The sequence below is a fragment of the Chitinophaga fulva genome (assembly GCF_012927205.1).
In the GTDB taxonomy this organism is placed as follows: domain Bacteria; phylum Bacteroidota; class Bacteroidia; order Chitinophagales; family Chitinophagaceae; genus Chitinophaga; species Chitinophaga fulva.
Window position 1 is genome coordinate 851,448 of sequence record NZ_JABBGC010000001.1, and the last position, 26,873, is coordinate 878,320.

23 protein-coding genes and 1 riboswitch are annotated in these 26,873 nt (G+C 48.7%); of the genes, 8 read left to right on the forward strand and 15 right to left on the reverse strand.

Annotation, left to right across the window (positions count from 1 at the left end; translation table 11 throughout):
- Positions 1-7 precede the first annotated feature (7 nt).
- From HHL17_RS03675 to HHL17_RS03695, 5 genes are all read right to left on the reverse strand, one after another.
- Complete coding sequence (locus HHL17_RS03675; protein WP_240975079.1) at positions 8-2,962, reverse strand: SusC/RagA family TonB-linked outer membrane protein; 2,955 nt, start codon at positions 2,960-2,962, stop codon at positions 8-10.
- A 369-nt stretch (positions 2,963-3,331) separates the two neighbouring features.
- Entirely contained in the window at positions 3,332-4,933 is a 1,602-nt protein-coding gene (locus HHL17_RS03680) for a DUF6377 domain-containing protein (protein ID WP_169223430.1), read from the reverse strand.
- 63 nt (positions 4,934-4,996) lie between these two features.
- On the reverse strand, positions 4,997-5,446 hold the full coding sequence (locus HHL17_RS03685) for a copper resistance protein NlpE (protein ID WP_169223431.1): 450 nt from the start codon (positions 5,444-5,446) through the stop codon (positions 4,997-4,999).
- A gap of 59 nt (positions 5,447-5,505) precedes the next feature.
- The gene (locus HHL17_RS03690; RefSeq protein ID WP_169223432.1) at positions 5,506-6,657 is read right to left on the reverse strand and encodes an esterase-like activity of phytase family protein; all 1,152 of its coding nucleotides are present in this window, start codon (positions 6,655-6,657) and stop codon (positions 5,506-5,508) included.
- Positions 6,658-6,718: 61 nt separating this feature from the next.
- On the reverse strand, positions 6,719-6,871 hold the full coding sequence (locus HHL17_RS03695) for a lmo0937 family membrane protein (protein ID WP_169223433.1): 153 nt from the start codon (positions 6,869-6,871) through the stop codon (positions 6,719-6,721).
- A gap of 255 nt (positions 6,872-7,126) precedes the next feature.
- Between HHL17_RS03695 and HHL17_RS03700 the strand changes: the two genes are divergently transcribed.
- A complete protein-coding gene (locus HHL17_RS03700) occupies positions 7,127-7,588 on the forward strand; it encodes a ferritin-like domain-containing protein (RefSeq protein ID WP_169223434.1) in 462 nt (153 codons plus the stop codon).
- Between the two features lie 442 nt (positions 7,589-8,030).
- Here HHL17_RS03700 and thiH read toward each other — a convergent pair whose 3' ends face one another.
- The 7 genes from thiH to thiS form a co-directional block, all read right to left on the reverse strand.
- Positions 8,031-9,137, reverse strand: coding sequence for a 2-iminoacetate synthase ThiH (thiH, locus tag HHL17_RS03705; RefSeq protein WP_169223435.1), 1,107 nt, complete (start codon positions 9,135-9,137; stop codon positions 8,031-8,033).
- Positions 9,138-9,151: 14 nt separating this feature from the next.
- Entirely contained in the window at positions 9,152-9,928 is a 777-nt protein-coding gene (locus tag HHL17_RS03710; protein WP_169223436.1) for a thiazole synthase, read from the reverse strand.
- On the reverse strand, positions 9,928-10,557 hold the full coding sequence (locus HHL17_RS03715) for a thiamine phosphate synthase (RefSeq protein WP_169223437.1): 630 nt from the start codon (positions 10,555-10,557) through the stop codon (positions 9,928-9,930). Before HHL17_RS03715 ends, HHL17_RS03710 begins: the two co-directional genes overlap by 1 nt.
- The gene (locus HHL17_RS03720) at positions 10,554-11,306 is read right to left on the reverse strand and encodes a hydroxymethylpyrimidine/phosphomethylpyrimidine kinase (RefSeq protein WP_169223438.1); all 753 of its coding nucleotides are present in this window, start codon (positions 11,304-11,306) and stop codon (positions 10,554-10,556) included. The genes HHL17_RS03715 and HHL17_RS03720 overlap by 4 nt, the downstream gene beginning before the upstream one ends.
- On the reverse strand, positions 11,279-11,872 hold the full coding sequence (locus HHL17_RS03725) for a thiamine phosphate synthase (protein ID WP_169223439.1): 594 nt from the start codon (positions 11,870-11,872) through the stop codon (positions 11,279-11,281). The genes HHL17_RS03720 and HHL17_RS03725 overlap by 28 nt, the downstream gene beginning before the upstream one ends.
- Before the next feature lie 12 nt (positions 11,873-11,884).
- Positions 11,885-13,741 (reverse strand): phosphomethylpyrimidine synthase ThiC, encoded by a 1,857-nt coding sequence (thiC, locus tag HHL17_RS03730; RefSeq protein WP_169223440.1) that lies wholly within the window; start codon positions 13,739-13,741, stop codon positions 11,885-11,887.
- Between the two features lie 87 nt (positions 13,742-13,828).
- Positions 13,829-14,032 carry a sulfur carrier protein ThiS gene (thiS, locus tag HHL17_RS03735; RefSeq protein ID WP_169223441.1) on the reverse strand — a complete coding sequence of 68 codons (204 nt, stop codon included), beginning with the start codon at positions 14,030-14,032 and terminating at the stop codon, positions 13,829-13,831.
- A 50-nt stretch (positions 14,033-14,082) separates the two neighbouring features.
- Positions 14,083-14,186: riboswitch (TPP riboswitch) on the reverse strand.
- A gap of 293 nt (positions 14,187-14,479) precedes the next feature.
- Between thiS and HHL17_RS03740 the strand changes: the two genes are divergently transcribed.
- Positions 14,480-14,959, forward strand: coding sequence for a lipocalin-like domain-containing protein (locus tag HHL17_RS03740; protein WP_169223442.1), 480 nt, complete (start codon positions 14,480-14,482; stop codon positions 14,957-14,959).
- Positions 14,960-14,967: 8 nt separating this feature from the next.
- On the opposite strand, the gene HHL17_RS03745 is transcribed toward HHL17_RS03740, so the two are convergent.
- The 3 genes from HHL17_RS03745 to dnaN form a co-directional block, all read right to left on the reverse strand.
- A complete protein-coding gene (locus HHL17_RS03745) occupies positions 14,968-15,219 on the reverse strand; it encodes a hypothetical protein (protein WP_169223443.1) in 252 nt (83 codons plus the stop codon).
- Between the two features lie 36 nt (positions 15,220-15,255).
- Positions 15,256-16,098 carry a sterol desaturase family protein gene (locus HHL17_RS03750; protein WP_169223444.1) on the reverse strand — a complete coding sequence of 281 codons (843 nt, stop codon included), beginning with the start codon at positions 16,096-16,098 and terminating at the stop codon, positions 15,256-15,258.
- Between the two features lie 326 nt (positions 16,099-16,424).
- The gene (dnaN, locus tag HHL17_RS03755; RefSeq protein WP_168870737.1) at positions 16,425-17,543 is read right to left on the reverse strand and encodes a DNA polymerase III subunit beta; all 1,119 of its coding nucleotides are present in this window, start codon (positions 17,541-17,543) and stop codon (positions 16,425-16,427) included.
- 386 nt (positions 17,544-17,929) lie between these two features.
- Here dnaN and HHL17_RS03760 point away from each other — a divergent pair, with 386 nt between their 5' ends.
- The 6 genes from HHL17_RS03760 (at position 17,930) to HHL17_RS03785 (ending at position 26,747) form a co-directional block, all read left to right on the forward strand.
- The gene (locus tag HHL17_RS03760; RefSeq protein ID WP_169223445.1) at positions 17,930-19,189 is read left to right on the forward strand and encodes a pyridoxal phosphate-dependent aminotransferase; all 1,260 of its coding nucleotides are present in this window, start codon (positions 17,930-17,932) and stop codon (positions 19,187-19,189) included.
- Positions 19,190-19,805: 616 nt separating this feature from the next.
- Positions 19,806-20,411, forward strand: coding sequence for a TetR/AcrR family transcriptional regulator (locus HHL17_RS03765; RefSeq protein ID WP_169223446.1), 606 nt, complete (start codon positions 19,806-19,808; stop codon positions 20,409-20,411).
- Between the two features lie 12 nt (positions 20,412-20,423).
- Positions 20,424-21,038 (forward strand): TetR/AcrR family transcriptional regulator, encoded by a 615-nt coding sequence (locus tag HHL17_RS03770; protein ID WP_169223447.1) that lies wholly within the window; start codon positions 20,424-20,426, stop codon positions 21,036-21,038.
- A 10-nt stretch (positions 21,039-21,048) separates the two neighbouring features.
- Positions 21,049-22,407 (forward strand): TolC family protein, encoded by a 1,359-nt coding sequence (locus HHL17_RS03775; RefSeq protein ID WP_169223448.1) that lies wholly within the window; start codon positions 21,049-21,051, stop codon positions 22,405-22,407.
- A gap of 65 nt (positions 22,408-22,472) precedes the next feature.
- Positions 22,473-23,543, forward strand: a complete 1,071-nt coding sequence (locus tag HHL17_RS03780; protein ID WP_169223449.1) for an efflux RND transporter periplasmic adaptor subunit — start codon at positions 22,473-22,475, stop codon at positions 23,541-23,543.
- Between the two features lie 21 nt (positions 23,544-23,564).
- The gene (locus HHL17_RS03785) at positions 23,565-26,747 is read left to right on the forward strand and encodes an efflux RND transporter permease subunit (protein ID WP_169223450.1); all 3,183 of its coding nucleotides are present in this window, start codon (positions 23,565-23,567) and stop codon (positions 26,745-26,747) included.
- Positions 26,748-26,873: the final 126 nt, after the last annotated feature.

Below are 26,873 nucleotides of genomic sequence, written 5' to 3' on the forward strand. Positions count from 1 at the left end.
GAATGGTTTACAAGGAAAACAGGATGCCGAGCATGACCGTTCTGGCAGTTGGATACGGACCGTATTCTATGCCAAAGGAAGTCACCCCATTCACGTTTTTGTCGGTATTCACTTCAGGATCAAAGCCGCTGTATTTGGTGATCACGAAGAGGTTTTGGCCGGTAGCATATACAGCTGCATTTTTCAGGACACGGCCTACGTTGCCAATGTTATAGGTGAGTGTCACATTATCCAACTTGAAGAAGTTGCCTTTTTCGAGATAGCGGGAAGACACGGTGATAGGATTGGAGAGCGCTTCTTTGTTGCCCAATATTGACCTGGCGATATTGCGGGAACCAAGGTTGCCGATAGGCAGTACAGTATTAGCGGTATTATTGTATACTTCATGACCGAAGGCGCCGTGGCCGCTGGCTGCCAGTACCCATTTTTTGAATACCACTTCGGTATTGATGCCAAGCAGCATTTTCGGGTTGGGATTGGTGAGGTAATACAGGGTATTGCCATTATCGGCATATACCGCCTGACCTTTATCGTCGAAACCTTCAAACTTGCGGAGGTAGAAGGTATTCAGCGGATAGCCGTTGGCCAGCCGTTGTGAGGTGGCGCCGGAAACGCCCTGGCCGCTGATGGCGCCGGTGAGTACCGGAGGGCCGTCATAATTTTTCAGTTCGTTATGCAGGAAAGTGCCGTTTACGCCCAATGTCCAGATCAGATTTTTCTTCCGGACGATGTCTCCTTTGAGGGATACTTCCACCCCGTTGTTGATCACGTTACCAGGCAGATTGATCCAATAAGTAGATGCAGGTGCGGGCTGGATGGCAGGGAAGCTGAATAACAGGTTGCTGGTGTTTTTATAGAAGTAGTCCACGCTACCATAGATGCGGTTGTCAACAAGACTGAAGTCCACACCGGCGTTGAACTGTTTGGAGCTTTCCCACTTCAGATTTGGGTTGGCCACGTTGGTGAGGGCAGCGGAGCCGGAAGCACCCAGACCGTATTGTTCCTGTGCTGCGCCAGCGGGAAACTCCTGGTTGCCGGTAGCGCCATAACCAACTCTCAGTGCGAGGTTGTTAATGGTTTTATTGCCTTTCAGGAAATCTTCTCCGGTGATATTCCATTTGGCAGCAAAGGACGGGAAGTAGCCGTATTTGTTGTTGGAACCAAATTTACTGGAGCCGTCAGCCCTCAAGGTACCAGTGAGGATATATTTATCATAGAGATTGAAGGTCGCTCTTCCAAAGAAGGACTGTAGCTCAGAGCTGGGATTCCGGAAGGAGCTGATATTCGTATTGGCTTGGGTGGGAGCCTGAAGAATGTCGGTATATTTTACAGCATAGGTAGGAAACCCGGTGGCACCAAGGCCCATACCGGAATAGTCGAACTTCTGGTATTCATGGCCTACTACCGCATTTAAGTTGAAGGCAGAGGTAATCTGTTTGTTGAAGCTCAGGGTATTGGTCAGTAATTGGGTGGTCAGCTCGGCATTGCCATAATAGGCCTGTCCCTGTTTCATAACACCGGGAATATTGATGAAAGAAGCTACCTGTGTTTCCCTTTTGCCTACCTGATGGTTGATGCTGTACAGGGCACGGTATTCCCAGTTGTCATTGAATTTATAGTAGGGAGAAATACTGGCGAGCACGTAGCTGATGTTTACTTTGTCATCATATGCTTCTGACATGGCTGCCGGATTCACGGGGCTACCTTCACCGAGGAGATAAAATGAGCCGTCCGTATTCCGGATAGGCATGGTCGGGTTCCACTGCAGGGCCATGCTGATGAGGCTACCGGTGAACCCGGCGTCGTTGGTGATGGGGGCCAACTGCTCTGTCGTTTGGGCAGCCATAATATTATAATCGATGCCCAGTTTTTTACTGTCGAGGAATTTGTTCTGACCGTTGAGGGTAGCTGTATATTTTTTCAGGCCGGACTTTTTAACGATTCCTTCCTGGTCCTGTACGCCGAAGGAGGCGCGGTAACGGCTGGTTTCATTGCCGCCGCTCATGGCCACGTTGATATTATGGGTGATGCCGGTACGGAGGATGGATTTCATACCATTGGAGCTGCTACCATAATCGCCACCTGACAAGTTATAGGTTTTGAGGGCAGCGCGGTATTCGTCGGCATCAAGTACATCCAGCTGTTTCATAATATTGCTGGCGCCTACGGAATAACCGACATCGAGACGGGTGGGGCCGGGTGTGCCTTTTTTGGTAGTGATGATGATCACGCCGTTAGCACCGCGGGAACCGTAGATGGCTGTAGCGGAAGCGTCTTTCAGCACGTCCATGGAGGCGATGTCACTGGAGTTGATGAAGTTGAGCGGGTTGGCATCCGGCGTCTGGCCAAGACCGCTTACATTGATGGCGGGCCGGGATACACGTCCGTCGAGGGGCACTCCGTCTATTACATACAGGGGCTGGTTGCCGGACCTTACGGATGATACGCCCCTGATACGTACGGTGGTGGAAGCGCCGGGAGCGCCGCTGTTATTCAGTACCATCAGACCAGATACCTTGCCTTGGATCAGTTGATCGGGGGCGCTGGTGATACCACGGTTAAAGTCCGCGGCTTTCACCTGGGAGATGGCGCCGGTAATATCTTTTTTACGGGTGGTGCCGTACCCTACTACCACTACGTCGGTCAGGGTGGTGTTTTCGGCAACCAGTTTTACATCTACATGCGTTTTGTTGGCAATGCTGACTTCCTGTGCGGTTTGTCCGATAAAGGAAATGATCAGTGTGTTGGCGCTGGGACCAACAGATACTTTAAAGTTGCCATCAGGATCAGTGGTGGTCCCGGTTTTAGTGCCTTTGATTTGCACGGAAGCACCTGGAATAGGGGAGCCTTTGTCATCTGTAACTTTACCTGTCACGGTCCTGTTCTGGGCCATGAGCAGACCCTGTAACAACATGAAGCATGTGCACAGGAAAAGATGCCTGAAAAGTCGTGTTTTCATCATAATGTGGATTTTTGAGCAGTGAATGAACTGTTCTGTTTACCGTGGATTTAAAAACTTAGATTCAAATTGGTTGCTGAATGTGGAGCTGGCTCGACATGCGGAACAACGTGGATTTATCAATTAACTGGTTTACGTGGGTGGCAGTGACGCCTCTGTTTATTGGCTTTTTTATTTCAGAATCTTGGTTTACGCTTCCTTTTTGTCAAAGTAAGAAAGCAATGTTCAGGTGAACAACTTATACAGGGTAAATATAGAAAATAAAAGGCTATTTTGAGCAGGTTGTGATCGTATCTTTTTGATAAACAATAAAATACAAACAAATATATTTTTTACATATATTGATGGTGTTAACCTGTTTTAACCCCTTTTTCAGAGGGCTTTAATGGCCATAATCCGGTTTTCAAATTCTTCGTTTGGCACTAAAGAGCGTTTTTTGATTTTGGTTTTATAGGCATAAATCGTGTTGACAGAATATTCCAGAATCCGCGCAATTTTTTCATTATCACTGATGCCTATACGAATGAGGGCAAAAATCCGGATATCGGTATTTAATAATTCATTCTCCCGAAGGACTACCTGGTTGACGGGTTCAAACAGGTTATTAAATTCTTCCACGAAATGAGGGAATATCTTCAGGAATACCCGGTCGAAAGTGGTGAAAAGGTCTTCCCGCTCCTGCCGGATGTTGATACTATTTACAAGATATTTTACCTCACTCGGTTTGTTTTCTGTTAATTTTTGTTCAAGGGTCTGTTTTAATTTTTCGATCTTACTGATATAGGAAGCATAGATATTGAAACAATAGCCTACATATTCTTCTTTTATCTTATTGGCTTCCAGTAATTGATTATTGATTTCCTGTTGTTTGAGATGTGCAGCGGTGATGATTTCCTGTGCGACCTTCAGTTTACGCACCTGTCTCGTGACGGTGATGACGAGTATTACTACTGCAATCAGTAATAATGTTACAATGGATGCATAGATGAGCAGCGATTTGGTTCTTTCTTCGGCTGTATTGATCCTTTCCTGTTCAATGATGGGTAAAATACTACTAACCTGCACCTTGCGTTGTCTGGCACCGTAGAATACTGCTTCTGCAACGGCCTTTTCAATGAAGTGAGAAGCATTTTTGATGTCACCTTTTTCAAAAAGCAGGGTGGCCAGGGTATACATGGCCATGGTTTCCTTGGTGGAAGATTTAATATCCGCGATGGCAGACCGGTACATCAGCTCAATGGCGGTATCTGTCTGATGGGCATGCAGGTATATATATCCCAGCGTACAGGCGGCAACGGCCAGTTGCCGGTAGTTGAGTCCCGGCTGGTTCAGGTCGGGGTAGCTGTTACGGGCAGCGGTAAGGTTGCCCATCTTATAATATTGCAGTCCTCTGTTATACTGGTACTCGAAAGACGATGGAGGCAGCAGGTGAAGGGCGGAGTCCATATATATACTGCCCTGGTGAATATAGGAGGGCGAGTAGTACCGGTCCTGGTTATAATCGGCCAGATCGTAGTAGAACCGGCTTTTCATCAGATAATACTGGCTACGGATGCTGTCGGGCATGCCGGTTACATCGAGACTGCTGAGGAAGGCGGATGTTTCTGTGAACATGCCGGAAGACAACAGGATAAAGCCAATTCTGGTACGGGCATAAGTGAGGCGCAGCGGGTCCTGCATTTCCCCGGCCAGCTTTTCCATCAGCCGGGCATATACGAAGGCGGAGTCAAAATTGAAAACCTTGTACTGCTCATATAATAGTTGGTATATTTGGTAACGGGCACCCGGATCGGCGCCGGCATTGGCAAGGGTACGTTTGATACTATCGATGCCTTTCATTTTCAGGGCGTCGTACGCAGGTGCATTTTCAATGCTGCGGTTTAACTCCTTCAGCAAGCTGTCCTGTGGAGATTTCCCAAACACATACATCTGCAACATCAGCAAAGCCATCAGGCAGCCTAAAATACGCGTCATAAATTTTGGAATGATAAAGTCACTGGTCAGGGCTAAATTTAAGCGACTTTTTTGATATATCAGTTATTCACTGACGCGTTTGAGGCTATAGGTCATAGCGCTTGGGACAGCCTGTCTGTCCTTGTCCAGTTGGCGGAGCACATCCCCTGCCCTCCGGAAATAACGCTGAAGGTTCTGATCTTTATCGGGGTTGAGTTGTATGATCTCGGCGTCTTTGTCTTCGGCATCGCCGTGCAGCACTTTATAAGTGCCTTCACTGTTAAAAGTCTGATCTTTCCCTGCCACTCCCTGGTAGGTTTCCTTTAGTTTGAAGCTTTGTTCCCCGTCCGGGCCGTTCTCTTCGAGGCTGAGGGTGGTCTGGATGCCGCTGCAGTCTGCACAGGGCAATGTGCCAGTGTAGGTAATCCAGACAGGGGAAACGGCGGTGCTGTCGGCATGACCGGCCTGCTGGCCGGGGCGGGAATGCTGACAGGCAAAAAGGGCCATGGCAGATAATAACAGGAGGTATTTCATAACGATGAACGGTTTTCCGTATAACAACCAGGCCCGGCATTTAGTTAATGCCTGGCAGGTCAGGGAATCAACTCAAAGACAAAAAACTGGCTTTCTTCTGCGACAGAGAAGTTGTTATCTGCTACAAACACCAGGCTTTTATGGCCATTGGGTAATACGGGCCCGAAAGTTACCCCTTCAATGTTATCGATATATTTCCCCAGGGAAGCAAAATCAAAAAGTAAAGATTTAGTAACGGTCTTCACACCGGTGGCTGTTTTCAGGGAGTTGACGTGGCTGATGTCTGTGGCGCCGTGAAGGTCCACCAGAAACACTTTGATGGTACAGTCTTTTACGCCTGATGAGAAGGAGCGTTCAATGGATAGCAGCTGATGATCGGATAATACCAGGATATCAGAGATGCCATTTACTTTAAATGCATTGGCGGGAATTGCCGGATAAGCCACCGGTTCTAACCGATAGGCATATTGTGCCACTGGCTGAAGGGTTTTGTTGTCATATTTGATCAATCGTGTAAGGGCGGTGGTGTCTCCTACGTCTGCACGGGGACCGTCTTCATAGCGAGGCTCTTCCAGGCTGACGAACGTGTGGCGGTAGTCTGGTGTGAAGCCCAGGCCTTCAAAGGCGCCGTTGCGTCTTGGGCCATTTTCAGTGGCCTGCATGCGGAGCTGCGATGGCAGGGCAAAAGAATCGAGATAACGACCGTCGGTGGATATTTCATACACACCCGGATTCGTGAGGATGGTGTCTTTGGTGTTCACAATCCGCTCACCTTCGCTGCTCCATACAAGGCAACCCTTTTGGGCATTGTAACGCAATGCTTCAGGATCAGGTGTAAGGGACGGATTGACTTTTGCGCCGGGGTAAGGGTTCCCGTTCTGTTGTAACAGTGTGGTCATCCCGGTAAAGCGGACGCTGTCAAACGACTGGCCGGAAAAATAAAGTTTGGCTGTATAAAAGCGGGCTGGCGCCAGTTCGGAACGGTCATCACAGATCATATAGTACTGCTGCCGTGAAGCGTCATAGTCTATGCCAGAGAGCCCTCCTGTAACGGTGCCCATGAAAGGCATATTATGCGGTATGGTCTGCTCTCCGATGAGCCGGAGCTTGCCGAAGGCGGTGGTGGCGGAATGGGTTGCGGGACGGGTGCTGGCGCAGCTAACGCCCAAAGCCACTGCAACAATGGCCAGCAAAAACCGGGATACTTTCATGACGGCAATTTAAGACAATTACAAATTAGGAGTTACGAATGCGCAACTCCTAATTCATTATTTATACTGCTCTTCCTCTGATGATGTTAATTAAAATGGCGATGATGGCGAGTACCAGTAAGGCGTGGATCAGTGCGCCGGCAGAGTACACAAAGAACCCCACGGCCCAGCCAATGATAAGTATTACGGCGATTAGATATAACAGGTTATTCATGTTTTAAGGATTTAGTTCACCTATTTCGCTAAAAAATATGTGCCAACGCTGATAAAGCCTTTATATACAATATATAGCGAGAAGAACAGGTCCTGTAAAGGTGTGGAATCGCTTCCACCATCCGGAGAAAAAAAAGGACGGGTGAAGGAAAACCGGATCGCTGAAGTATCTGGTAATAAAGGCGGTGCAAAATGGTCGCATTTTTGGATCACTGTCAATAGATACTATTCTTTAATCCTAAAAATTTACCGGATTATGCAACAAGAAGAAATGCTTGTGGATGTAATCAGCGACCTTATCAGGATCAATAACGACAGAATGGAAGGATACCAGCAGTCAATGGATGCCACGGATGATGTAGATTTGAAATCGCTGTTCCAGCGTATGATCGCTGACAGCCGCTGCTATGCTTCCCAGCTGTATGATGAGTTAGTGGCGCTGGGAGAGCAAAGGCATCTGGGCACTACAGCTGCCGGAAAGCTATACCGTAAGTGGATGGAGATAAAGACAGCTTTTACCGGGCATGACCGGCATGCTATTTTGTCTTTTTGTGAATATGGGGAAGATGCGGCCCAACGTGCCTATAACACTGTCCTCCGGTCTGATATGCCCATGCCCTACCGTATCAGGGAACTGATAGCCAATCAACAGAAAGCATTGAAGAACGATCACGATATTATTAAGACCTATAGAGATGTACAGAAGAGTGTGTATTGAACCTGCTCTAGGGGTGGGTTTTTTGTGCAGCAAAATGACTACTGTTCATTTTGTTCAAACTGAAGCTAAATACGGTTGTTCAGGAATAGCGTTTTACTTTTGGATAGCGGTATTCCAATCATACTTATTTTTATAAGTAATATGGCAACTACGGGATTTTTCGGTACAAGGCTGCTTCTCCAAAGAAGCAGCCTTTTTTTATGCCCGTAACTGAACGGTGTTTTAGGAAGAACGATACGGTTAACCGGTCAGAAACCCGCGATTTTGTTCACCATTCGTAAAATCTGTTCATTTTGTTCATTTTTAGTGCACGGCATTTTTATATCTGCGCTCATCTTATCTTTAAAGGGATTGAGAGAAGTTATTACCCCTTGTATTAATATTGCTTTTAACCAGCTATGAAAAACAACAAAGGTGGCCGTTAGTGCCACCTTCTTTTATGTTAGCCCAATACCTGGTCCCAATCTTTCCATACCGGCTCATAGCCGCTTTTTTTCAACATCGTGGCGATAGCGGCAGCGCTTCGTTCGTCGGATATTTCAAACTGCTCCAGCGATTGCAGGTCAGCGGCATAACCTCCTGGATTGGTGCGTGATCCGGCGCTCATACTGGTAATACCAAGGCGGATAATATGATCTCTGAAAGATTCCCGCTCCCGTGTGGAAATACTAAGCTCCACTTCCTGATTAAAGAGACGGTAAGCACAGATGAGTTGTACCAGCTCCCGGTCATTCATTTCCACTTTGGGCTCCAGCCCGCCGGAGAAGGGCCGCAGGCGTGGAAAGGAGATACTGTACCGCGTTTGCCAGTATTTTTTTTCGAGATACTGAAGATGAAGAGCGGTAAAAAAACTGTCGGTACGCCAGTCTTCAAGGCCTATCAACACGCCCAGCCCCATTTTATGAATGCCGGCGCGGCCCAGCCTGTCGGGCGTTTCCAGCCGGTATTGGAACGATGATTTGCGTCCTTTGGGATGATGTTTTTTGTAATCCTCCTGATGGTAGGTTTCCTGATATACCAGCACGGCATGTAGCCCCAGCGGTATCAGCGTGGCGTAATCTGCCTCGTCCATCGGTTGCACTTCCATGGAGATATGCGAAAAATGCGGACGTAGCAGTTGCAGCGCTTTTTTGAAGTAGTCCAGGCCTACGATCTGGTGAGCTTCGCCGGTTACGAGCAGTACATGGTCATATCCCATTTCTTTGATGACGGCAGTTTCCTGTAGCATCTCGGCCGCACTAAGGGTTTTACGGCGGATTTTGTTGTCCAGGCTAAACCCGCAGTAGGTGCAGATATTCTGGCATTCATTGGAGAGATACATGGGGATGTATAACTGCATGGTATTGCCAAAACGCTGTAAGGTGCGCTGATGGCTCATTTCTGCCATTGGCTGCAGGTAAGGTGCTGCCGCAGGTGAAATGAGGGCGGCAAAATCATCGAGGGTACGGCGTTGGTTGTGCAGGGCTTGTTCCACATCTGCGGCTGTTTTAGCGTAGATGCCTGCCTTTACTTCGTCCCATTGATATTGCTCAAAAATGTCTTTAAACATGATCGCTGTTTTGATTAAGCTTCATCAAGAAAAGCCACCAGTGGGCTGGAGGCGATAGCATGGGTGCTGGTCGGCGCCAGCCCGGCTTCGTAAGCCATACGGCCGGCTGCTACGCCTGCTTTGAAAGCGGCGGCCATTTTTACCGGGTCTTTGGCCACTGCCAGCGCGGTGTTGACGAGAACGGCGTCTGCCCCCATTTCCATGGCCATGGCGGCATGAGAAGGGGTACCGATGCCTGCGTCTACCACTACGGGCACATTACTTTGTGCGATGATAATTTCGAGGAAATCGACGGTGCGAAGCCCTTTGTTGCTGCCAATGGGTGAGCCAAGCGGCATAACGGCCGCAGTGCCCACGTCTTCAAGCCTTTTGCACAGTACGGGGTCTGCGTGTATATAGGGCAGTACCACAAAGCCCAGCTTCACCAGCTCTGTAGCGGCCAGCAGTGTTTCTACCGGATCGGGCATCAGGTAACGGGGATCGGGATGTATTTCCAGTTTTATCCAGTTGGTTTCGAGTGCTTCCCGCGCCAGCTGGGCGGCGTAAACGGCCTCTTTGGCGGTACGTACACCAGAGGTATTGGGCAGCAGCTGTATATGCGGATGATGTAGATGCCGCAACAGGTCATCTGCCTGCTGTTGCAGGTCTACCCGCTTCAGGGCGACGGTCACCAGTTCGCTGCCGGAGGCCAGCAGGGCTTCTTCCATCAGCGGAGCGGAGGCAAATTTGCCGGTGCCGGTAAACAGGCGGGAGGTAAATGTCCGGCCTGCGATGGTTAATGGTTGTGTCATCACTGTTTGTTTAGAAGGTCATAAATATGTTGTACCAGCGACCGTTGCCCGGTTGCCTGTGTAATAAGTCCGCTTACCGCTATACCATGAATGCCAGTCTGTATAATGGCGGGAATGTCTGTTGCTGCAATGCCGCCAATCGCTACTACGGGTGTATTGATCTGTTGTTCATGCAATGCGGCCATGATAGCCTGATAGCCTTCAATACCGAGGATAGGGCTCAGGTTTTGTTTGGTAGTGGTGAAGCGGAAAGGCCCGAGGCCTACATAGCTGGCGCCGTTCCTGACATGTGTCAGTACGTCGGCGAGTGTATTGGCGGTACCACCCACTATTTTATCCGGGCCTACGATAGCCCTGGCTGCTGCCACAGTCATGTCCTGGAGACCAACATGCACACCGGCGGCGTCAACAGCTACGGCTATATGAGGATAGTCGTTGATGATCAGTGACACATTGTACTGGTCGCAGAGGGCTTTGGCGGCTGTAGCCACCGGCAACACGTTTTCGTGCGTTTCGTTTTTGATGCGTAGTTGTATCAGCTGACAGCCGGCGTCACAGGCCGCCCGGATGTTATCGAGGTGGCTGCGCTCGTGCGTTTGCTGAGAGATATAATGCAGTTTGTTGATCATATGTGATGATATCCGGTTAATGAAGGATGACTGGACAATAAATTTTCCGTATATGCTTTTGCGTTAGCGCAGGCGTCGGGCAACGAATGACCCAATGCAAGATTAGCCGTGATGGCGGCAGACAATACACAACCTGACCCGTGTTTGGGATGCACCGTTTGTTTTCCGGCGGGGAACCGCAGTTCTTCTTTGCCGGTGTACAGCGTGTCCTCTCCCGGGCGGGCTTGATGGTGGCCTCCTTTGAGCAGCACGGCGCAGTGGGCGGAGAGCTGTTTCGCCGCCGCATCTCCATCGTCGAGGCCGGTCAGCAGCATCGCTTCGTGATAGTTGGGCGTGATCAGGTACAGCTCGGGCAATAGCTCCTGCCATGCCTGCCGTGGGATGCTGCTATGAAAGGCGTGCCCGGCGGAGGCTTTCAGTACCGGATCGACGATAATCCGGATACCGGGTGACAGAAACCTGATGGTGCGTACGAGCTCCAGCAGGGACTGTACATCTGCCATGATGCCGATCTTGCAGTATTCCACCGTTTCGGTGGCCAGCAAGGGCCTTGCCTGCGCGAGTATGCGCGGCAAAGACAGCCAGTCCACCGAAATGAAGTCGCTGGCTGTTTGTATGGTCAGCGCCGTGCATACGCCGAGGCCATATACGCGGTGTTGCTCAAAAGTTTTGATGTCTGCCAGCAGGCCCGCTCCCCCGCTGGGGTCGAGGCCTGCGAGACTCATGACGACTGGTCGTTGCTGTTCCATCGTTCTTGTATGCGCTGATAAAGTGTGACAGCTTTGCCTGGTTGTTGCCAGATGGCGCCTAATACAGCGGCGCCATCGAAATGCCAGGCTTTCAGCTGATGAATATTGGATGCATCTACGCCTCCCAGTGCCAGTACCTGCCTCCCCTGCTTGTCCGGCAACGGCTGCGCAAAACGGCCATGGTGACCAGCTTTGGAGATACTGTCGAAAACAGGGCTGAGCAGCAGTACGGAAAAGAGCGGCGGCATCGTGGCGATAGCGGCGGTATCATGTATGCCGGTGCTGCAAAGCGGGAAACCTTGCAGCGTGCGCGTATCAATACTGCTGCGGGCTTTTTCGCTCAGATGCAGGCCCCCTACCGGGAATCGGCTGCTAGCTTCGGGCTGGTCACGGACGATGATACGCGGGTGCCATTCCGGGGCTGTTTTCTCCAGGAAGTCCAGATAGTCGGCCGTTTGCCAGGAAGGTTTGCGCAGCAGAATGTGGCTGGCTCCCGCCTGCAGCAGATCGGCGACGATCTTTTCTTCTTCGTGTATGCGTTCTGGTGGGGTGACGACCCAAATCATCGGCAGTTGTTTTTATTGATAGATTTCACCTCCCTGTTCAGCGAATGAGCGGGCTTTTTCCTGCATGCCTGTTTCGAGCGCAGCAGCATCGTCCAGTCCTTCCCTGGCGGCAAAATCCCTTACTTCCTGCGTGATCTTCATAGAGCAGAAGTTAGGGCCGCACATAGAGCAGAAGTGCGCGATTTTAGCGCCTTCGGCCGGCAGTGTTTCATCATGGAAAGAACGGGCGGTCTCCGGATCGAGGGAGAGATTGAACTGGTCTTCCCAACGGAATTCAAAGCGGGCCTTGCTGAGGGCGTTATCGCGGTGTTGTGCGCCAGGATGGCCTTTGGCAAGATCGGCAGCGTGGGCGGCGATTTTGTAGGTGATCACGCCCTGCCGTACGTCTTCTTTGTTAGGCAGACCGAGGTGTTCTTTCGGTGTAACATAACACAGCATGGCCGTACCGAACCAGCCGATCATGGCTGCGCCGATGCCGGAAGTGATATGGTCGTAGCCAGGTGCGATGTCGGTGGTGAGCGGGCCGAGCGTGTAGAAAGGTGCTTCGTGACAGTGTTCCAGCTGTTTGTCCATATTTTCCTTGATCAGGTGCATGGGCACGTGTCCGGGACCTTCGATCATCACCTGTATATGATGTTTCCAGGCTATCTTGGTGAGTTCGCCCAGTGTTTCCAGTTCAGCGAACTGTGCGGCGTCATTGGCATCTGCAATGCTGCCGGGACGGAGGCCGTCGCCGAGAGAGAAGGACACGTCGTATGCCTTCATGATCTCGCAGATATCTTCGAAATGGGTGTAGAGGAAGTTTTCCTTATGATGGGCCAGGCACCATTTGGCCATGATGGAGCCGCCGCGGGATACGATGCCGGTGGTTCGTTTGGCTGTGAGCGGGATATACCGGAGCAGTACGCCGGCATGGATAGTGAAGTAGTCCACCCCTTGTTCTGCCTGTTCTATCAACGTGTCACGGAATATTTCCCAGGTGAGGTCTTCTGCTTTGCCGTTTACTTTTTCGAGCGCCTGGTAGATGGGTACCGTACCAATGGGCACAGGAGCGTTGCGGATAATCCATTCTCTTGTTTCATGGATGTTTTTGCCGGTGCTGAGGTCCATGATGGTGTCTGCGCCCCAGCGGCAGGACCATACGGCTTTTTCCACTTCTTCTTCGATACTGGAGGTAACGGCAGAGTTACCGATGTTAGCATTGATTTTCACGAGGAAGTTGCGGCCGATGATCATGGGCTCACTTTCCGGGTGATTGATATTGGCGGGGATGATAGCGCGTCCGGCGGCTATTTCCTGCCGTACAAATTCAGGCGTGATATGTTTTTTAGGTATGTTGGCGCCCATGCTGTTGCCTGGGTGCTGGTGCCAGAGCGGGCTGTTTTCCTGGTAGTATTTCTCTGCATATTGATTTTCGCGGATGGCGATATATTCCATTTCCGGCGTGATGATACCTTGCTGTGCGTAGTACAGCTGCGTCACATTTTGACCGGGCAATGCACGTAATGGTTTAGCGGTGATGCTCATGCCGGGCATGTTATCTCCTTTTTGTTGCAGTTGCCGTACATAGGGGCTGGTATACTGCGGCAGTTGTTCCACGTCTCCCCTGCCGGAGATCCAGGATTCGCGCAGTCTGGGCAGGCCGCGGGTAACGTCTATGTCTATTGACGGGTCGGTGTAGGGGCCGCTGGTGTCATATACCACTACCGGTTCGTTTGGAACAGCATCACCTTTGCGGCCATGAATACGTGTATCCGTTAGCGTTATTTTTCGCATGGCGACTTTTACAGGATGGATGGTCCCGCTGACATATATTTTTTCTGAGGCGGGAAAGGGCGTGCGGCTGATGGCCACGGGTTGTTTTTGCATGAGAAAGGATTTTGTGGACATGGGAATACCGTTCCGTTATACATTTATAACGGAGATGGATAAACGAAATGAGAGCGTATGAACGAACTACCCGCCCTGCGTGGCGCGAATGATCGTGATACTGTCTGATGGCTGCAATGGCTGTTCATTCCAGGAGTTCCGGGGAACCACCTGGTCGTTGACAGCAATAGCAATGCCTTTTTGGGCGGAGAGTTGAATAAACTGTAAGAGCGCAGCAATCGTTATTCCTTGCTGCACCGCATAAAGTTTATTGTTTACAAGCACTTCCATACGTGTTGGAATTTAAGTGAAACAATAAACTTTAAGGATGTGGAAGATGAGAAAGTTCAGTTACTTTTCCCTACGGCAGTATGAGCTGCTTCAGGTACTGAGGGTATCATCTCAGCTTATCCCGGGTACGGGATAAACACCCCTAAAGTGAGGGGTAAAAGTAGGAAAAAAATAATAATTGTATCGTGATAATTTTCCGGGCGGAAAATAGCTGTTCACAGTCATCCTCAAAAAATAAACGGACGGGTGTTTTGTTAATAACGTGGAAGAATATACGAAATATGATCAGGTCAGACAATATCTGCGTGTATTTTAGGTGTCTGACTTGTTTTCAGGAGATAATGCAAACGCTGTTGTGGAGCGTACAGGTTGATTGGGATATGGTGTTGCAGTGGGCAGTGGTAAAAAATATCTTTCGCATATACCGGTAATTCGTAATTTAGTTTCATGTTAATAAAACAGTTACCGTCACTATTGCCATTATTATTGTTATTGGTAGCGTGTAAGTCAAAGAAAGCACCTGTGCCGGAAGAGGCAGCGCACGACAGCAGCCTGATAGTGGTTACAGACAGCAGCAATGCCGGCGTTACCGACAGCATCGCTGCTGTAACTGATACGCTGCGGGTAGACACAGCTAAGCTCATAGGGAAATGGATACAGCCCGTAGCGGGACTGGATAAGGAGATGCAGGGGTTTCAGCTGCGCAGGAACGGTACTGCAAAATCTATCAACATGTATACGCTGGTATATGAAAAATGGGTGTTGAACAATGACACGCTGTTTTTATGGAGCCATTCGGAGGGCGTAAAAGATACCGCTGCCGTTGTAGACACCACCATTATCAGAGAGCTGTCCGACACATCACTGGTACTGTTTCCGTTGAAGGCAGCGGAAGGGTATACAGACCGGTATCGCCGGAGCCGCTAATCATGTCATTAGTTATACAGTTGCCAGAGTCCTACCAGGCAGGCTACTACAGCCATAAAGATGCCGGCAGCTGCGAGCTGCATATCATCAATATTTTTTCTGCCAATATACAGGGATACGAGGCCGATCACACCTGCTGCAGCGCCGGAAGCTACGGCATAGGTCGGTGTTTTGGTAGCAAAAGCAAATGCTGCTGAAAGAACGCCGATGACCAATGCTGCAATGCAGGCCGTTTTTGTGAGTGTTGTTGAGTGTTGCATATGTTCGGATTTAATAAACAGGTAAATGAATACAGTCTACAGGTTACCGCTAATTCCACTTATCTTATCATTGTTGGCTACTGTGGTTTGTTCCCAGGGCACTTTCAATAGTGGCCCTACTTCCTGGTAACGGTTATCCTGGTATTCGTCCAGTCCGTACCGGATGGAAGTGGTGTCCGGGAGAAAAATAAAGGTGCCGAAAATGCGGTCCCAGATAGAGAAGATGTTGGCGTAATTGGAGTCCGTTTCCGGCTGGTAGTGGCTGTGGTGTACTTTATGCATATCAGGGGAAACGATGATCCAGCTGAGGGCATTATCGAGCCGTTTAGGAAGCCTGATGTTGGCGTGGTTGAACTGTGACATAAATGCAGAGAGTGACTGGTAAAACATGACCATCCAGAAGGGTATGCCCATGGAGAGGATGGCGATTAAAAGTGCACCCACGCGGAAGAGGCTTTCTACCGGGTGATGGCGTAATGCAGTGGTGGCATCTATCTGTGTATCGATGTGGTGTATTTTATGGAACTGCCACATCCACCCTATTTTATGTTGCACCAGGTGGATGAGATATGCGCCTATCAGGTCCAGCATCAGGACGGCCAGCAGGGCATGCAGCCATAGCGGAAGATGCAGCCAGTATAAGAGCCCAAAGCGGGCATTGCTGGTCCATAGTGAAGCCTTTACGATGAGGAATGCAAATCCGGTATTCACGATCACGGTAGTGAGGGTGAAAAACAGGTTAGTACCGGCATGCCGGTATTTACTGCCGCGGAAGGTGAAACGGGGAAAGAAGCCTTCGATGATCCACAGCAACAATAAGCCGCCAACCAGGATAGCGGTACGGTAATAAGACGGAATATTTTCAAAAAACGTTACCATAACTGGTAATAAGATATATCCGGGAATGTGTGTTCTCTGCTTTCTGAAATATCAAGGTTTTCCGGCCAGGCCAACAATGTCAAACGGGTGGATATGTGGGGAGTAATAAAAAAATCGGTAACTGTTTCTAATTCCTATAAGCTGTTTTGTCCTGTTTACCCCGGTTAAAAATTACGACTTTTTGGGGAATAAATAAGCGCTCTTTTCCGCCACAGGCAAAGAAAAAAGCAACCTCTTTGGTAGAGATTGCTTTATATATAAACTTTTAGCTATAAGCATATGGCTTTTAGTGTAGCCGTTCACTTTAGCAAGCTGAAAAACGGATATTAGTTGTTCAGCATGAGCGGCATCACCAGCATCAGCAGGTCTTCATTTTCCTCTTTTTCGGAAGGTTTGAGGATACCGGCTTTAGTGGCGGTGGCCAGTTCGATGGTCACTTCATCACCTTCGGCGGCATTCAGCATTTCGATGAGGAATTTGGCGTTGAAGGCGATCTGCATATCGTCGCCGGTATACTGGCAGCTCATACGTTCGTTACCTTCAAAGGAGAAGTCAACGTCCTGTGCGGAGAGTTGCAGTTCGCTGCCGGTAATATTCAGTGCTACCTGATTGGTGCTTTTGTTAGCGAATACGCCTACACGTTTCAGTGCGTTCTGGAAATCGCTTTTTACCACGGTGAGGCGGTAAGGGTTGTCTTTAGGGATTACCACTTTATAGTCCGGGAAACGGGCATCGATGAGGCGGCAGATCATCTGGGCGCCTTCGTGCTGTACGAAGAAGTGGTTCTGGCTATAAGAAACCTTGATTTCAGAATCGTTGTCCGGCAGCGCGGATTTCAGCAGGTTCAGCGGTTTTTTAGGCACGATGAAGGTGTCTGCCTGCGGGCATTTCGCATCTGTTCTTACATATTTCACCAAACGGTGAGCATCTGTAGCAACAAAAGTGAGGCTTTCTGTGCCGAGTTCAAAGAACACGCCGGTCATAGCCGGACGGAGGTCGTCGTTACTAACGGCAAAGAGTGTTTTGTTGATCGCTGTTACCAGTGCTGTAGATCTCATCGTAAAGGATGTGGTGTCGTCAGCAGCTGGTTCTTTGGGGAAGTTTTCCGGATTTTCTCCCATTACCTTGTACTTACCATTGTCTGAAGTGATTTCCACGGCGTAGGAATTCAGGTCAATGTGGAAAGTCAGCGGCTGGTCAGGCAAATTTTTCAGGGAATCCATCAAAATTTTAGCCGGGATACAGATCCGTCCGTTCTCTTTGGCTTCCACCTCCAGCTTCACCCGCATAACGGTTTCAAGATCAGTTGCAACTACGGTCAGCTCATTTTTATCAATCAGGAACAGGAAATCCTCCAGTATGGGTAATACTGTGTTGGAATTGATAACACCGCTGATCTGTTGTAATTGTTTTAATAAAGTAGAGGAAGAAACAATAAATTTCATGGTCTATATTAGTTTGCTTGTCATTCTTAGTTGCCGGGGAGTTGTGCCCTCCTGCCTGTCCGTTCACATGGCACCCCCTGATAAAAGGTGTAAATGTACTGTAAACAAAGATAGAAAGTTTGGTTATTCCCCTTAATTTCATCACATCTTATACACTAAAGATAAGCGGTTTTACACAGGCTGAGGCGAAAGAAAATCACATTTAAAAATAACATAATGCTATATAAAAAGCAGGAATGCGGCATCCGGGTTAGATAAAAACCAATAATGGGCTGCTATTATTGATGATTGTAAAAAGAATATCGCTTTTCTTTTAAATTATCTTCAAATCGGTTACTTTTGCCGCGCTGAAAAAATATTCTAAAACCAACAAAAAATAGCAGGTTATGAAACTGTCTCATTTAGCCGAAACATTGATTGGATCAGAAATCATCAAGTTAGCAGCTGAAGTCAAGGAGAAACAAGCCAAGGGCGAGAAGATCTACAACTTCACCATCGGCGATTTTGACCCGAAGGTGTTCCCTATCCCGGTTGAATTTGAACAGGAAATCATAACTGCCTATAAGGAACACCTGACCAACTATCCGCCGGCTGATGGTATCGCCGATCTGAGAAAAGCGGTAGGTGATTTTATAGCAGAGCGTGAGGGACTGACTTACGATCCGGCCAAAGAAATCGTGATCTCCTGCGGTGGCCGCCCCATCATTTACGCTACTTTCCGTACGATCGTTGACCGTGGCGAGAAAATCGTATATGCTACGCCTTCCTGGAACAACAACCACTATACCCACTTCCTGGAAGCGGAGCATGTGGTACTGGAAACCAAGGCGGAAAACGACTTTATGCCTACTGCCGCTGAATTGAAACCACTGTTGAAAGGCGCTACCCTCCTGGCACTGTGTTCCCCACAGAACCCCACCGGTACTGCTTTCCACAAACAACAGCTGGAAGAAATCTGCGACCTGGTGATCGCTGAAAACAAAAGCAGGGGTGCTGACGAAAAGCCGCTCTACATCATGTTTGACCAGATGTACTGGGTGCTCACCTTCGGCGAAACACATCACTACAATCCCGTTCAGCTGCGTCCTGAACTGAAAGAATATACCATCTTCATCGACGGTATGAGTAAGGCTTTTGCCGCTACCGGCGTAAGAGTTGGCTGGGCTCTCGGTCCTGCCCACGTGATCGGCAAAATGAAAGCGATCCTCTCTCACGTTGGCGCCTGGAGCCCAATGGCAGAACAAAAAGCAGCTGCCCGCTACCTCGTACAGAAAGAGAATGTGGATAAATATCTCCAGCACTTCAAAGGTGAAATCGAAGAAAGACTGGTAAAAATCTATGAAGGTTTTGACAGCCTGAAAAAAGCCGGTCACCCGGTAGAAGCTATCGCTCCACAGGCAGCCATCTACCTCACCGTAAAACTGGACCTGGTGGGCAAAACTACTGCCGATGGCACTGTTCTGCAAGACCAGGCAGCGGTTACCTCCTACATCCTCAACGAAGCGAAACTGGCACTGGTGCCTTTCTACGCTTTCGGTGCAGCTAAAAACTCACCATGGTACCGCCTCAGCGTTGGTACCTGCGTGAAACAGGAAATTCCTGAAATGTTTGAAAAACTGAAAGCAGCACTGGAGAAATTGAAATAAGACTATTTTGTTATATGCTTGATGGGGCCGGCCGGAATGGTTGGCCCCATTTTTTTTCCCAGGGCTGAAGCCCTGGGCTACGATGTGCTTCCCGCTGTTTTATAGCAGTGTGTTGATTATATTAGGTGTTGGCCTTGTAAACCAGAATAGGCCTCTGGGTTTTCGTTGTATCCGAAGCGTTCGGGCTACATGTTCTTCCCGCTGTTTATAGCAGTGTTTGACTATATTAGGTGTTGGCCTTGTAAACCCGGATAGGTCTCTGGGTTTTCTTCGTACCCAGAGAATCAAAGCAAAAGATGGTCATCGCCCGAAGGGCCAATAGTATTCATGTGGACAAGCTAAACACAAAAGGATGGTGACCACGGGTAATATTACCCACCCTCCAGACATGATAGCTTTATGAATGTGAAATCGTAGTCAAATCCTTGCTGGTAAATAATTTCCTATCTGATTTCTTCTCCCCAAATCAGGTGAATCAGCAATAACCTTTCTATCAAATTTGACTTTTTGACTTTTGTCATCAAAAAGTTAAATGCCTGTTAAAACACCTAATGTCCCTTCTATATTGAAAAAACTTCCTAATTTTGACCTTGAAACTAAAAAAGTCAAAAAGTTAATGCATACAGAGAATAAAGACGAAATGAGGGATAAGATCCTTGAGGCGGCTCTGAAGCGTTTTACTCATTATGGCGCAGGTAAAACCACGATGAATGAGATCGCGGATGATCTTCATTGCTCCAAGGCATCCCTGTATTATTATTTTCCGGACAAAAAGGCCATGCATTTGGCCGTGCTGGAGAAAATAGCAGAAGCCTATTTTGCAGAGATGCAGAAGGTCACTGTTACCATTACATCGGCGGCAAAAGCTTTGCACGACATCATCGATGTTAAAAAAGGTTTCATCAGTAAGTTCTGTCGGCTGGAGATTTTTAAAATACAGAAAGATGGTCCTACTGTTTTTCAGGAAGGTGTGAAAAGGGCCAAACAGATTGAAATAGGACTGACGACCCAGGTGATCAAGGCAGGTGTTGCTTCCGGCGAATTTAAAGTGGACAATCCTGAACAAACAGCGGACCTCCTGGTACAAGCCATCGTCGGTCTGCGGTTTTCCGTACCAGACCACTTTTCCAACGACGAAGAACTAGACGAAGAAACATTTGAACTGGTGATAGAAAAACAGAAACTGTTAGTGGACTTTTTCATTAACGCGATGAAAGCATAAAGAGAAAAGATCATGGTAGCGAGGGAAAGAATCAAAGAAGTGGCGCTAAAACTGTTCCGGACATATGGTGTGAAAGGAGTAACGATGTTTGATATTGCCCGTGATTGTGGCATGTCCAAGAAGACGGTGTACGAACATTTTTCCGATAAACAATCGCTGATCGACGAAGGCATGCAACAGCTGCTGGACACACACAGCACATTTTTTAAGGAAGCACATGCCAACGCGGAAAATGCTATCGATGAACTGGTCCGCAACATGAAATACATTACCAATATGGCCAGATCGTTTAACCCGGTCATGTTGTTTGAACTACAAAAATATCATCCGGACACCTGGAGAAATATTGAAAACTTCCAGCGGGACTGTATCCTGTACGGCATTACGGAAAATCTGAAAAGAGGCATGTCGGAAGGCCTATACCGGCAAGGCATCGATCTGAACGTGATAGCCCGTATGCGCCAGCTGCAGCTGGATGCGGCTTTCGATCAGCTTCAGTACCCACCGGACACATTCGATATGCCAGCTGTGATGGATCAAATCACTGCACATTTTATACTGGGCATTGCCACTATCAAAGGCCATAGGCTGGTGAACCAGTATCTGCAAATCAAAGAAGAAGAATAACTATCAACGTATGAAGCGATTAAAGTTAACGCTTATCCTCTTAATGGGGATAGGGGGATTGCATGCCTACGCTCAAGCGCCACTATCACTCCAGGAAGCGCTGAAGTTTGCACTGAATAACAACCAGCAACTCTCCAGAACAAAAATGGAAGAGGAAATGGGTAAGTTCAAAACGCAGGAAGTGCGCTCACAAGCCCTTCCTCAGATCACTGGTAATGCCAACTACACGGATAACCTGAAACTGCCGAAGTCACTCCTGCCTGGTACCGTTATCGGTAAACCGGACAGCTCCCTGACCATCGCTTTCGGTACGCAGTACACGGCCGCTGTAGGTGCAGAGCTGAGCCAGCAGATCTTTAACCAGGCTGTATTTACCGGCCTGAAAGCGGCTAAAGCCGGTGAAGAGTATTATACCCTGCAAACACAGAAATCCACTGAGGACGTGATCTACAACGTATCCGGCCTCTACTATCAGCTGCTGGTATTACAGGAGAAAATCGTCACCGTGAACAGCAACATCGAAAAGCTTACCCAGCTGGTGAACGCTACCCAGTCACAATACGAAAACGGCCTCGCCAAAAAAATTGACCTGGACCGTATCAAAGTAAACCTGACCAACTACAAAACGCAACTCACCCAGCTGCTGAACAACGCTGCTACACAGGCCAACAACCTGAAACGGGTGATGGGTATGCCGATGCAGTCCAGCTTTACTATCCCGCGCGCTTCTCTCAAAGAAATTGAAACCAAAGCCGCCGGCGTATTGCAATACGATGATATGAACCTGGAAAACAGAACAGAATTTAAGCTCATACAGAAACAACAACAATTGCAGGAATTTCAGAAGAAAGCCTACCAGGCAGAGTACTACCCTACCCTGTCGCTCTTCGGCCGTTATTCCTACAACGGTATGAGCCAGCAGTTCCTGTTCTCTAAAAATGATCCTGCCAACGCTACCTTCTGGTATGGCGCCGCTGCTGTAGGCCTGTCCCTGCACATCCCCATCTTCGATGGTTTCGGCCGCCGCGCTAAAGTGAGCCAGGCTAACGTGGCCCTGCGCCAGCTGTCCAAACAGAAAGAGGAGATAGCGCTCAACCTGAATACCGACTACGAAAATGCCAAACTGCAGGTACGCACCAACTTGTCTACCATCCACACCCAGAAGGAGAACGTAGACCTGGCCAACGAAGTGTACTATTCTACCCAGAATAACTACAAACTCGGCCTCGCCAGCCTGACAGACCTGCTCAATGCAGAGACATCCCTCACGGATGCACAAAACAGCTACAACGAAGCACTGCTTCAATATAAAATGGCAGAACTGGATATCATCAAAAGTAAAGGTGTCCTGAAAGAACTGCTCAACTAACAACAACACAACGAATAAACGATAGACCGCAACTGTGGCGGATATAAACACACAAATTATTGCAGATGAAAAAGTTTATTATCTGGGGCTTGGTAACAGTAGGTGCAGTGGTGCTGATCATGTGGAAGCTTAACGCCAATAAAAAAGCCAATGAAGCTAAAACAGCATTTGTAAAAGAAAGTAGCAGCGGCGACGTGCCGGTACTGATACAACGGGTATCCACCAACGATTTCTCCCTGGGCTTCCTGGCCAATGGTAACTTCGCTCCTATCCGCGAATTGTCTTATCTCGCCGAAACCTCCGGCCGTATTACCCGCCTGCTGGTAGATGAAGGCAGCGTGGTAAAACAAGGCCAGGCCATTGCCTATGTTGACGCTCAGATCGTGAACACCGACCTCTCTTCTGCAAAAGCCAATCTCGATCAGCTGAGAGTGGATAAGGAAAGATATGAAGCCGCTTTCAAAACCGGAGGCGTTACCCAGAAACAGGTAGATGATGTGAAGCTGCAGTATGATATTGCTAAAAGCAATTACGAAGCTGCCGGCCGCCGTGTAAGCGATACTTACGTGAAAGCGCCTATCTCTGGTGTTATCAACAAAAAATATGTGGAACAGGGCGCTTACCTCTCTCCCGGTAACAAAATGTTTGACATCGTAGATGTGTCCAGGCTGAAACTGGCCGTGGCTGTACCGGAATCCCAGGTAGTAACCCTGAAGAAAGGACAGAAAGTGAAAGTAACTTCCAATGTGTTCCCTGAAGCCAGCTACGAAGGTACGATCACCTTCATCGCAGCGAAAGGTGATAACTCCCTCAATTATCCTGTTGAAATGGAAGTAGGCAACGTGGCCGGCAAAGAACTGAAAGCCGGCATGTATGGTACTGCACACTTTGAAGCGCCTACCGCCGCTAAAACCATATTCATTGCCCGCACAGCCTTCGTCGGCGGTGTGAACAGCAACCTGATATATGTGATGGAAGGCAAAGTGGCTAAAAAGCGTAAAGTGATCGCCGGCCAGATCATCGGCGACCAGGTGGAAATACGGGGAGGCCTCAACGAAGGCGATACCGTGATCACCAGCGGTCAGATCAACCTTACAGATGGTACACCAGTAGTAGTACAGGGTGGCAATAAATAAGCGTGAACCAATTCTTGCAACATGAAGATTACTGAAGTTTCCATAAAAAGGCCCACGATCGTGGTGGTGGTGTTCACCATCCTCACGCTGCTGGGCGTCATGAGTTATAAATCGCTGAACTATGAGCTGTTGCCCAAGTTCAGCTCCCCGATCGTTACCATTGCGACGGTATACCCTGGTGCTTCGCCGAATGAGGTGGAAAGTACCATCACTAAAAAGATAGAAGACGCGATCGCTTCCATGGAAAAAATCAAGAAGATCACCTCCAAATCTTCTGAGAGCCTTTCCGTGATCACCGTAGAGCTGAACAACGATGCGAATGTGGACATCGCGCTCCAGGATGCACAGCGTAAAGTAAACGCCATCCTGGCCGACCTTCCGGGCGATGCTAAACCACCATCCCTCAATAAGTTCTCGCTCGATGACCTGCCCATCATGACGTTGTCTGCCACCGCCAAAATGGACGATAAAAAGTTCTACGACCTGGTGGACAAAAAACTGCAACCATTGTTGTCCCGCCTGCCAGGCGTGGCGCAGGTTTCGCTGATCGGTGGCCAGGAACGTGAAATACAGGTAAACGTAAACCCCGATAAATTGCAGGCTTACAACATGTCTATCCTGCAGGTACGTCAGGCGGTTACCAATGCAAACATGGACTTCCCTACCGGTAAGGTAAAAACAGCCAATGATCAGATCCTGATCCGTTTGGCCGGTAAATATAAAAACGTGGACCAGCTGCGTAACCTCGTGCTGAAAACTACAGCCGAAGGTACCCAGGTCCGCTTGCAGGACGTAGCCGATGTACAGGATGCCCAGAAAGATGCTGAACGTATTGCCCGTGTAGATGGGGTGAATGCGATTGCGCTCCAGGTACAGAAACAAACCGACGCCAACGCGGTGACGGTGAGTGAGGAAATGAAAAAGGCTATCGCCGGTGTGGAAAAAGATTATGCGACCAACGGACTGAAAATACTGGTGGCAAACGACTCTTCTGACTTTACGCTGGAATCTGCCGACTCTGTAATTCATGACCTGGTGCTGGCGGTAATCCTCGTGGCCGTGGTGATGCTGTTGTTCCTGCACAGTATTCGTAGTGCCATCTTCGTTATGATCTCCATTCCGGCATCTTTGATCGCTACGTTCATTGGTATGAAACTGATGGGCTTCTCCCTCAACCTCATGTCATTGCTGGGCCTGTCGCTGGTGGTAGGTATCCTGGTGGATGATGCCATTGTGGTACTGGAAAATATTTACCGTCACATGGAGATGGGTAAAAACCGTGTACGCGCTGCGTTTGACGGTGTAAAAGAGATAGGCTTTACCGTTACCTCCATTACATTGGTAATCGTGGTGGTATTCCTGCCAATCTCCCTGACCAACGAGCTGGTGTCGAAGATCCTGCGTGAGTTCTGCGTGGTGGTAATGATCTCTACCATGCTCAGCTTGTTGTCTTCCTTTATGATCGTACCGCTGTTGTCTTCCCGTTTCGGTAAACTGGAACACATCACCGGGAAAAATATCTTCGAGAAATTCATCCTGTGGTTTGAAAAACAATTACAACGTTTTACCCTGTGGATGACCGGTATCCTCAGATGGGCGCTGGTACACAAAGCAATCACCCTGATAGCATCTGTGGGCCTGCTGTTCGCCTCTTTCATGCTGATCGGTAAAGGATATATCGGTGGTGAGTTTATTCCGAAAGGTGACCGCGGTCAGTTCATCGTGATGCTGGAAATGCCGAAAGACGCGTCTGTACAGACATCCAACCAGGCTACCCGCATAGCGGAACAATATCTCAATAAAAAAGCAGAAGTAGAAAGGCTGATCACGACAGTGGGTCAGACCAGTGAAGACGGCTTCGGTACTTCACAGTCTACCGCTTATAAATCAGAGATCACCGTGATCATGGTGCCGCTGGAGAAGCGCAAGGATGCTTCTGATATCTATGCCGCTAAAATGAAGAAAGAACTGAAAGCGATCCTGCCGGGTGTGAAAGTGAAAACAACTGACGTAAGCATCATGGGTACTGCGGAAAGAGCCCCGGTAGAACTGGTGGTAATGGGCAGTGAGATGGACAGTGTGATGAATTTCGCGAAAAAAGCGATGGACACGCTGAAAACCATCAGCGGTACCAGCGAGGTGAAACTGTCAGTGGAAGAAGGTAACCCGGAGATCAACGTACAGGTGGACCGTGATAAGATGGCTGCACTGGGCCTCACCCTCGATATGGTGGGTGGTACTATGCAAACCGCCTTCAGTGGTACAGCAGATGATTCTAAAGTGAAGTTCCGTCAGGGCGATTATGAATATGATATCAACATCCGTTTCGACGATTTCAATAAAAAGAACCTTCAGGACGTGGCCAACATCCAGCTGGTGAACGACAAAGGCCAGCTGATCAAGCTGTCGCAGTTTGCAACTGTGACGGAAGGCTCCGGCCCCAGCCACCTGGAGAGAAGGGATAAAAATACCTCTGTGTCTGTACAGTCGCAGGTAATGGGACGCCCTTCCGGTACCGTAACACAGGAATTTGCCGCCAAACTGGCGAAAATGGAAAAACCGACCGGCATCAACTTCGTGTTTGGTGGCGATGCGGAAAACCAGGGCGATTCCTTCGGTACATTGGGTGCGGCATTGCTGATCTCCATTGTGATGGTATACCTGATCATGGTGGCGCTGTATGACAACTACATCTATCCGTTTGTGGTACTGTTCTCCATTCCGCTGGCGATCATCGGTGCCTTGCTGGCACTGGCGCTGACCAACAATACGCTCAACATCTTTACCATCCTTGGTATGATCATGTTGATTGGTCTGGTGGCGAAGAATGCGATCATTCTCGTGGACTTTACCAACCAGATGAAAGAGCAGGGCCAGAGTACCTATGAAGCGCTGATACACGCTAACAACGCACGTTTAAGGCCGATCCTGATGACCACCATCGCGATGGTGATCGGTATGTTGCCGATTGCGTTGGCTACCGGTGGTGTGGCTTCTACCAAAAACGGTCTGGCGTGGGTTATTATCGGAGGCTTGATCAGCTCCATGTTCCTTACCCTGATTGTGGTACCGGTGGTATACATGGTGGTAGATAAGATCATGGCTAAATTCGGCATAGGCAAACTATCTACCAAACGTTATATCAGACAACGGATGGTGGCTTCCTACGAAGAAGTTCCGCTGAACGAGATTCACAATAACTAATTGATATAGAAGATATGTTACTAACAGTGTAACAGTTGTAGGTTTAGGTAATGGCCGGAGTATTCATACTCCGGCCTTCTTTTTTCCGGTACTTTGATATTCACAAGTAATGCTTTGTTGAGCACA

What these genes read in the sequence shown, in the direction of transcription:
- HHL17_RS03675 (WP_240975079.1), bottom strand. Translation starts at nt 2,962, where the DNA reads ATGATGAAAACACGACTTTTCAGGCATCTTTTCCTGTGCACATGCTTC.
- HHL17_RS03680 (WP_169223430.1), bottom strand. Translation starts at nt 4,933, where the DNA reads ATGACGCGTATTTTAGGCTGCCTGATGGCTTTGCTGATGTTGCAGATG.
- HHL17_RS03685 (WP_169223431.1), bottom strand. Translation starts at nt 5,446, where the DNA reads ATGAAATACCTCCTGTTATTATCTGCCATGGCCCTTTTTGCCTGTCAG.
- HHL17_RS03690 (WP_169223432.1), bottom strand. Translation starts at nt 6,657, where the DNA reads ATGAAAGTATCCCGGTTTTTGCTGGCCATTGTTGCAGTGGCTTTGGGC.
- HHL17_RS03695 (WP_169223433.1), bottom strand. Translation starts at nt 6,871, where the DNA reads ATGAATAACCTGTTATATCTAATCGCCGTAATACTTATCATTGGCTGG.
- HHL17_RS03700 (WP_169223434.1), top strand. Translation starts at nt 7,127, where the DNA reads ATGCAACAAGAAGAAATGCTTGTGGATGTAATCAGCGACCTTATCAGG.
- thiH (WP_169223435.1), bottom strand. Translation starts at nt 9,137, where the DNA reads ATGTTTAAAGACATTTTTGAGCAATATCAATGGGACGAAGTAAAGGCA.
- HHL17_RS03710 (WP_169223436.1), bottom strand. Translation starts at nt 9,928, where the DNA reads ATGACACAACCATTAACCATCGCAGGCCGGACATTTACCTCCCGCCTG.
- HHL17_RS03715 (WP_169223437.1), bottom strand. Translation starts at nt 10,557, where the DNA reads ATGATCAACAAACTGCATTATATCTCTCAGCAAACGCACGAGCGCAGC.
- HHL17_RS03720 (WP_169223438.1), bottom strand. Translation starts at nt 11,306, where the DNA reads ATGGAACAGCAACGACCAGTCGTCATGAGTCTCGCAGGCCTCGACCCC.
- HHL17_RS03725 (WP_169223439.1), bottom strand. Translation starts at nt 11,872, where the DNA reads ATGATTTGGGTCGTCACCCCACCAGAACGCATACACGAAGAAGAAAAG.
- thiC (WP_169223440.1), bottom strand. Translation starts at nt 13,741, where the DNA reads ATGCAAAAACAACCCGTGGCCATCAGCCGCACGCCCTTTCCCGCCTCA.
- thiS (WP_169223441.1), bottom strand. Translation starts at nt 14,032, where the DNA reads ATGGAAGTGCTTGTAAACAATAAACTTTATGCGGTGCAGCAAGGAATA.
- HHL17_RS03740 (WP_169223442.1), top strand. Translation starts at nt 14,480, where the DNA reads ATGTTAATAAAACAGTTACCGTCACTATTGCCATTATTATTGTTATTG.
- HHL17_RS03745 (WP_169223443.1), bottom strand. Translation starts at nt 15,219, where the DNA reads ATGCAACACTCAACAACACTCACAAAAACGGCCTGCATTGCAGCATTG.
- HHL17_RS03750 (WP_169223444.1), bottom strand. Translation starts at nt 16,098, where the DNA reads ATGGTAACGTTTTTTGAAAATATTCCGTCTTATTACCGTACCGCTATC.
- dnaN (WP_168870737.1), bottom strand. Translation starts at nt 17,543, where the DNA reads ATGAAATTTATTGTTTCTTCCTCTACTTTATTAAAACAATTACAACAG.
- HHL17_RS03760 (WP_169223445.1), top strand. Translation starts at nt 17,930, where the DNA reads ATGAAACTGTCTCATTTAGCCGAAACATTGATTGGATCAGAAATCATC.
- HHL17_RS03765 (WP_169223446.1), top strand. Translation starts at nt 19,806, where the DNA reads ATGCATACAGAGAATAAAGACGAAATGAGGGATAAGATCCTTGAGGCG.
- HHL17_RS03770 (WP_169223447.1), top strand. Translation starts at nt 20,424, where the DNA reads ATGGTAGCGAGGGAAAGAATCAAAGAAGTGGCGCTAAAACTGTTCCGG.
- HHL17_RS03775 (WP_169223448.1), top strand. Translation starts at nt 21,049, where the DNA reads ATGAAGCGATTAAAGTTAACGCTTATCCTCTTAATGGGGATAGGGGGA.
- HHL17_RS03780 (WP_169223449.1), top strand. Translation starts at nt 22,473, where the DNA reads ATGAAAAAGTTTATTATCTGGGGCTTGGTAACAGTAGGTGCAGTGGTG.
- HHL17_RS03785 (WP_169223450.1), top strand. Translation starts at nt 23,565, where the DNA reads ATGAAGATTACTGAAGTTTCCATAAAAAGGCCCACGATCGTGGTGGTG.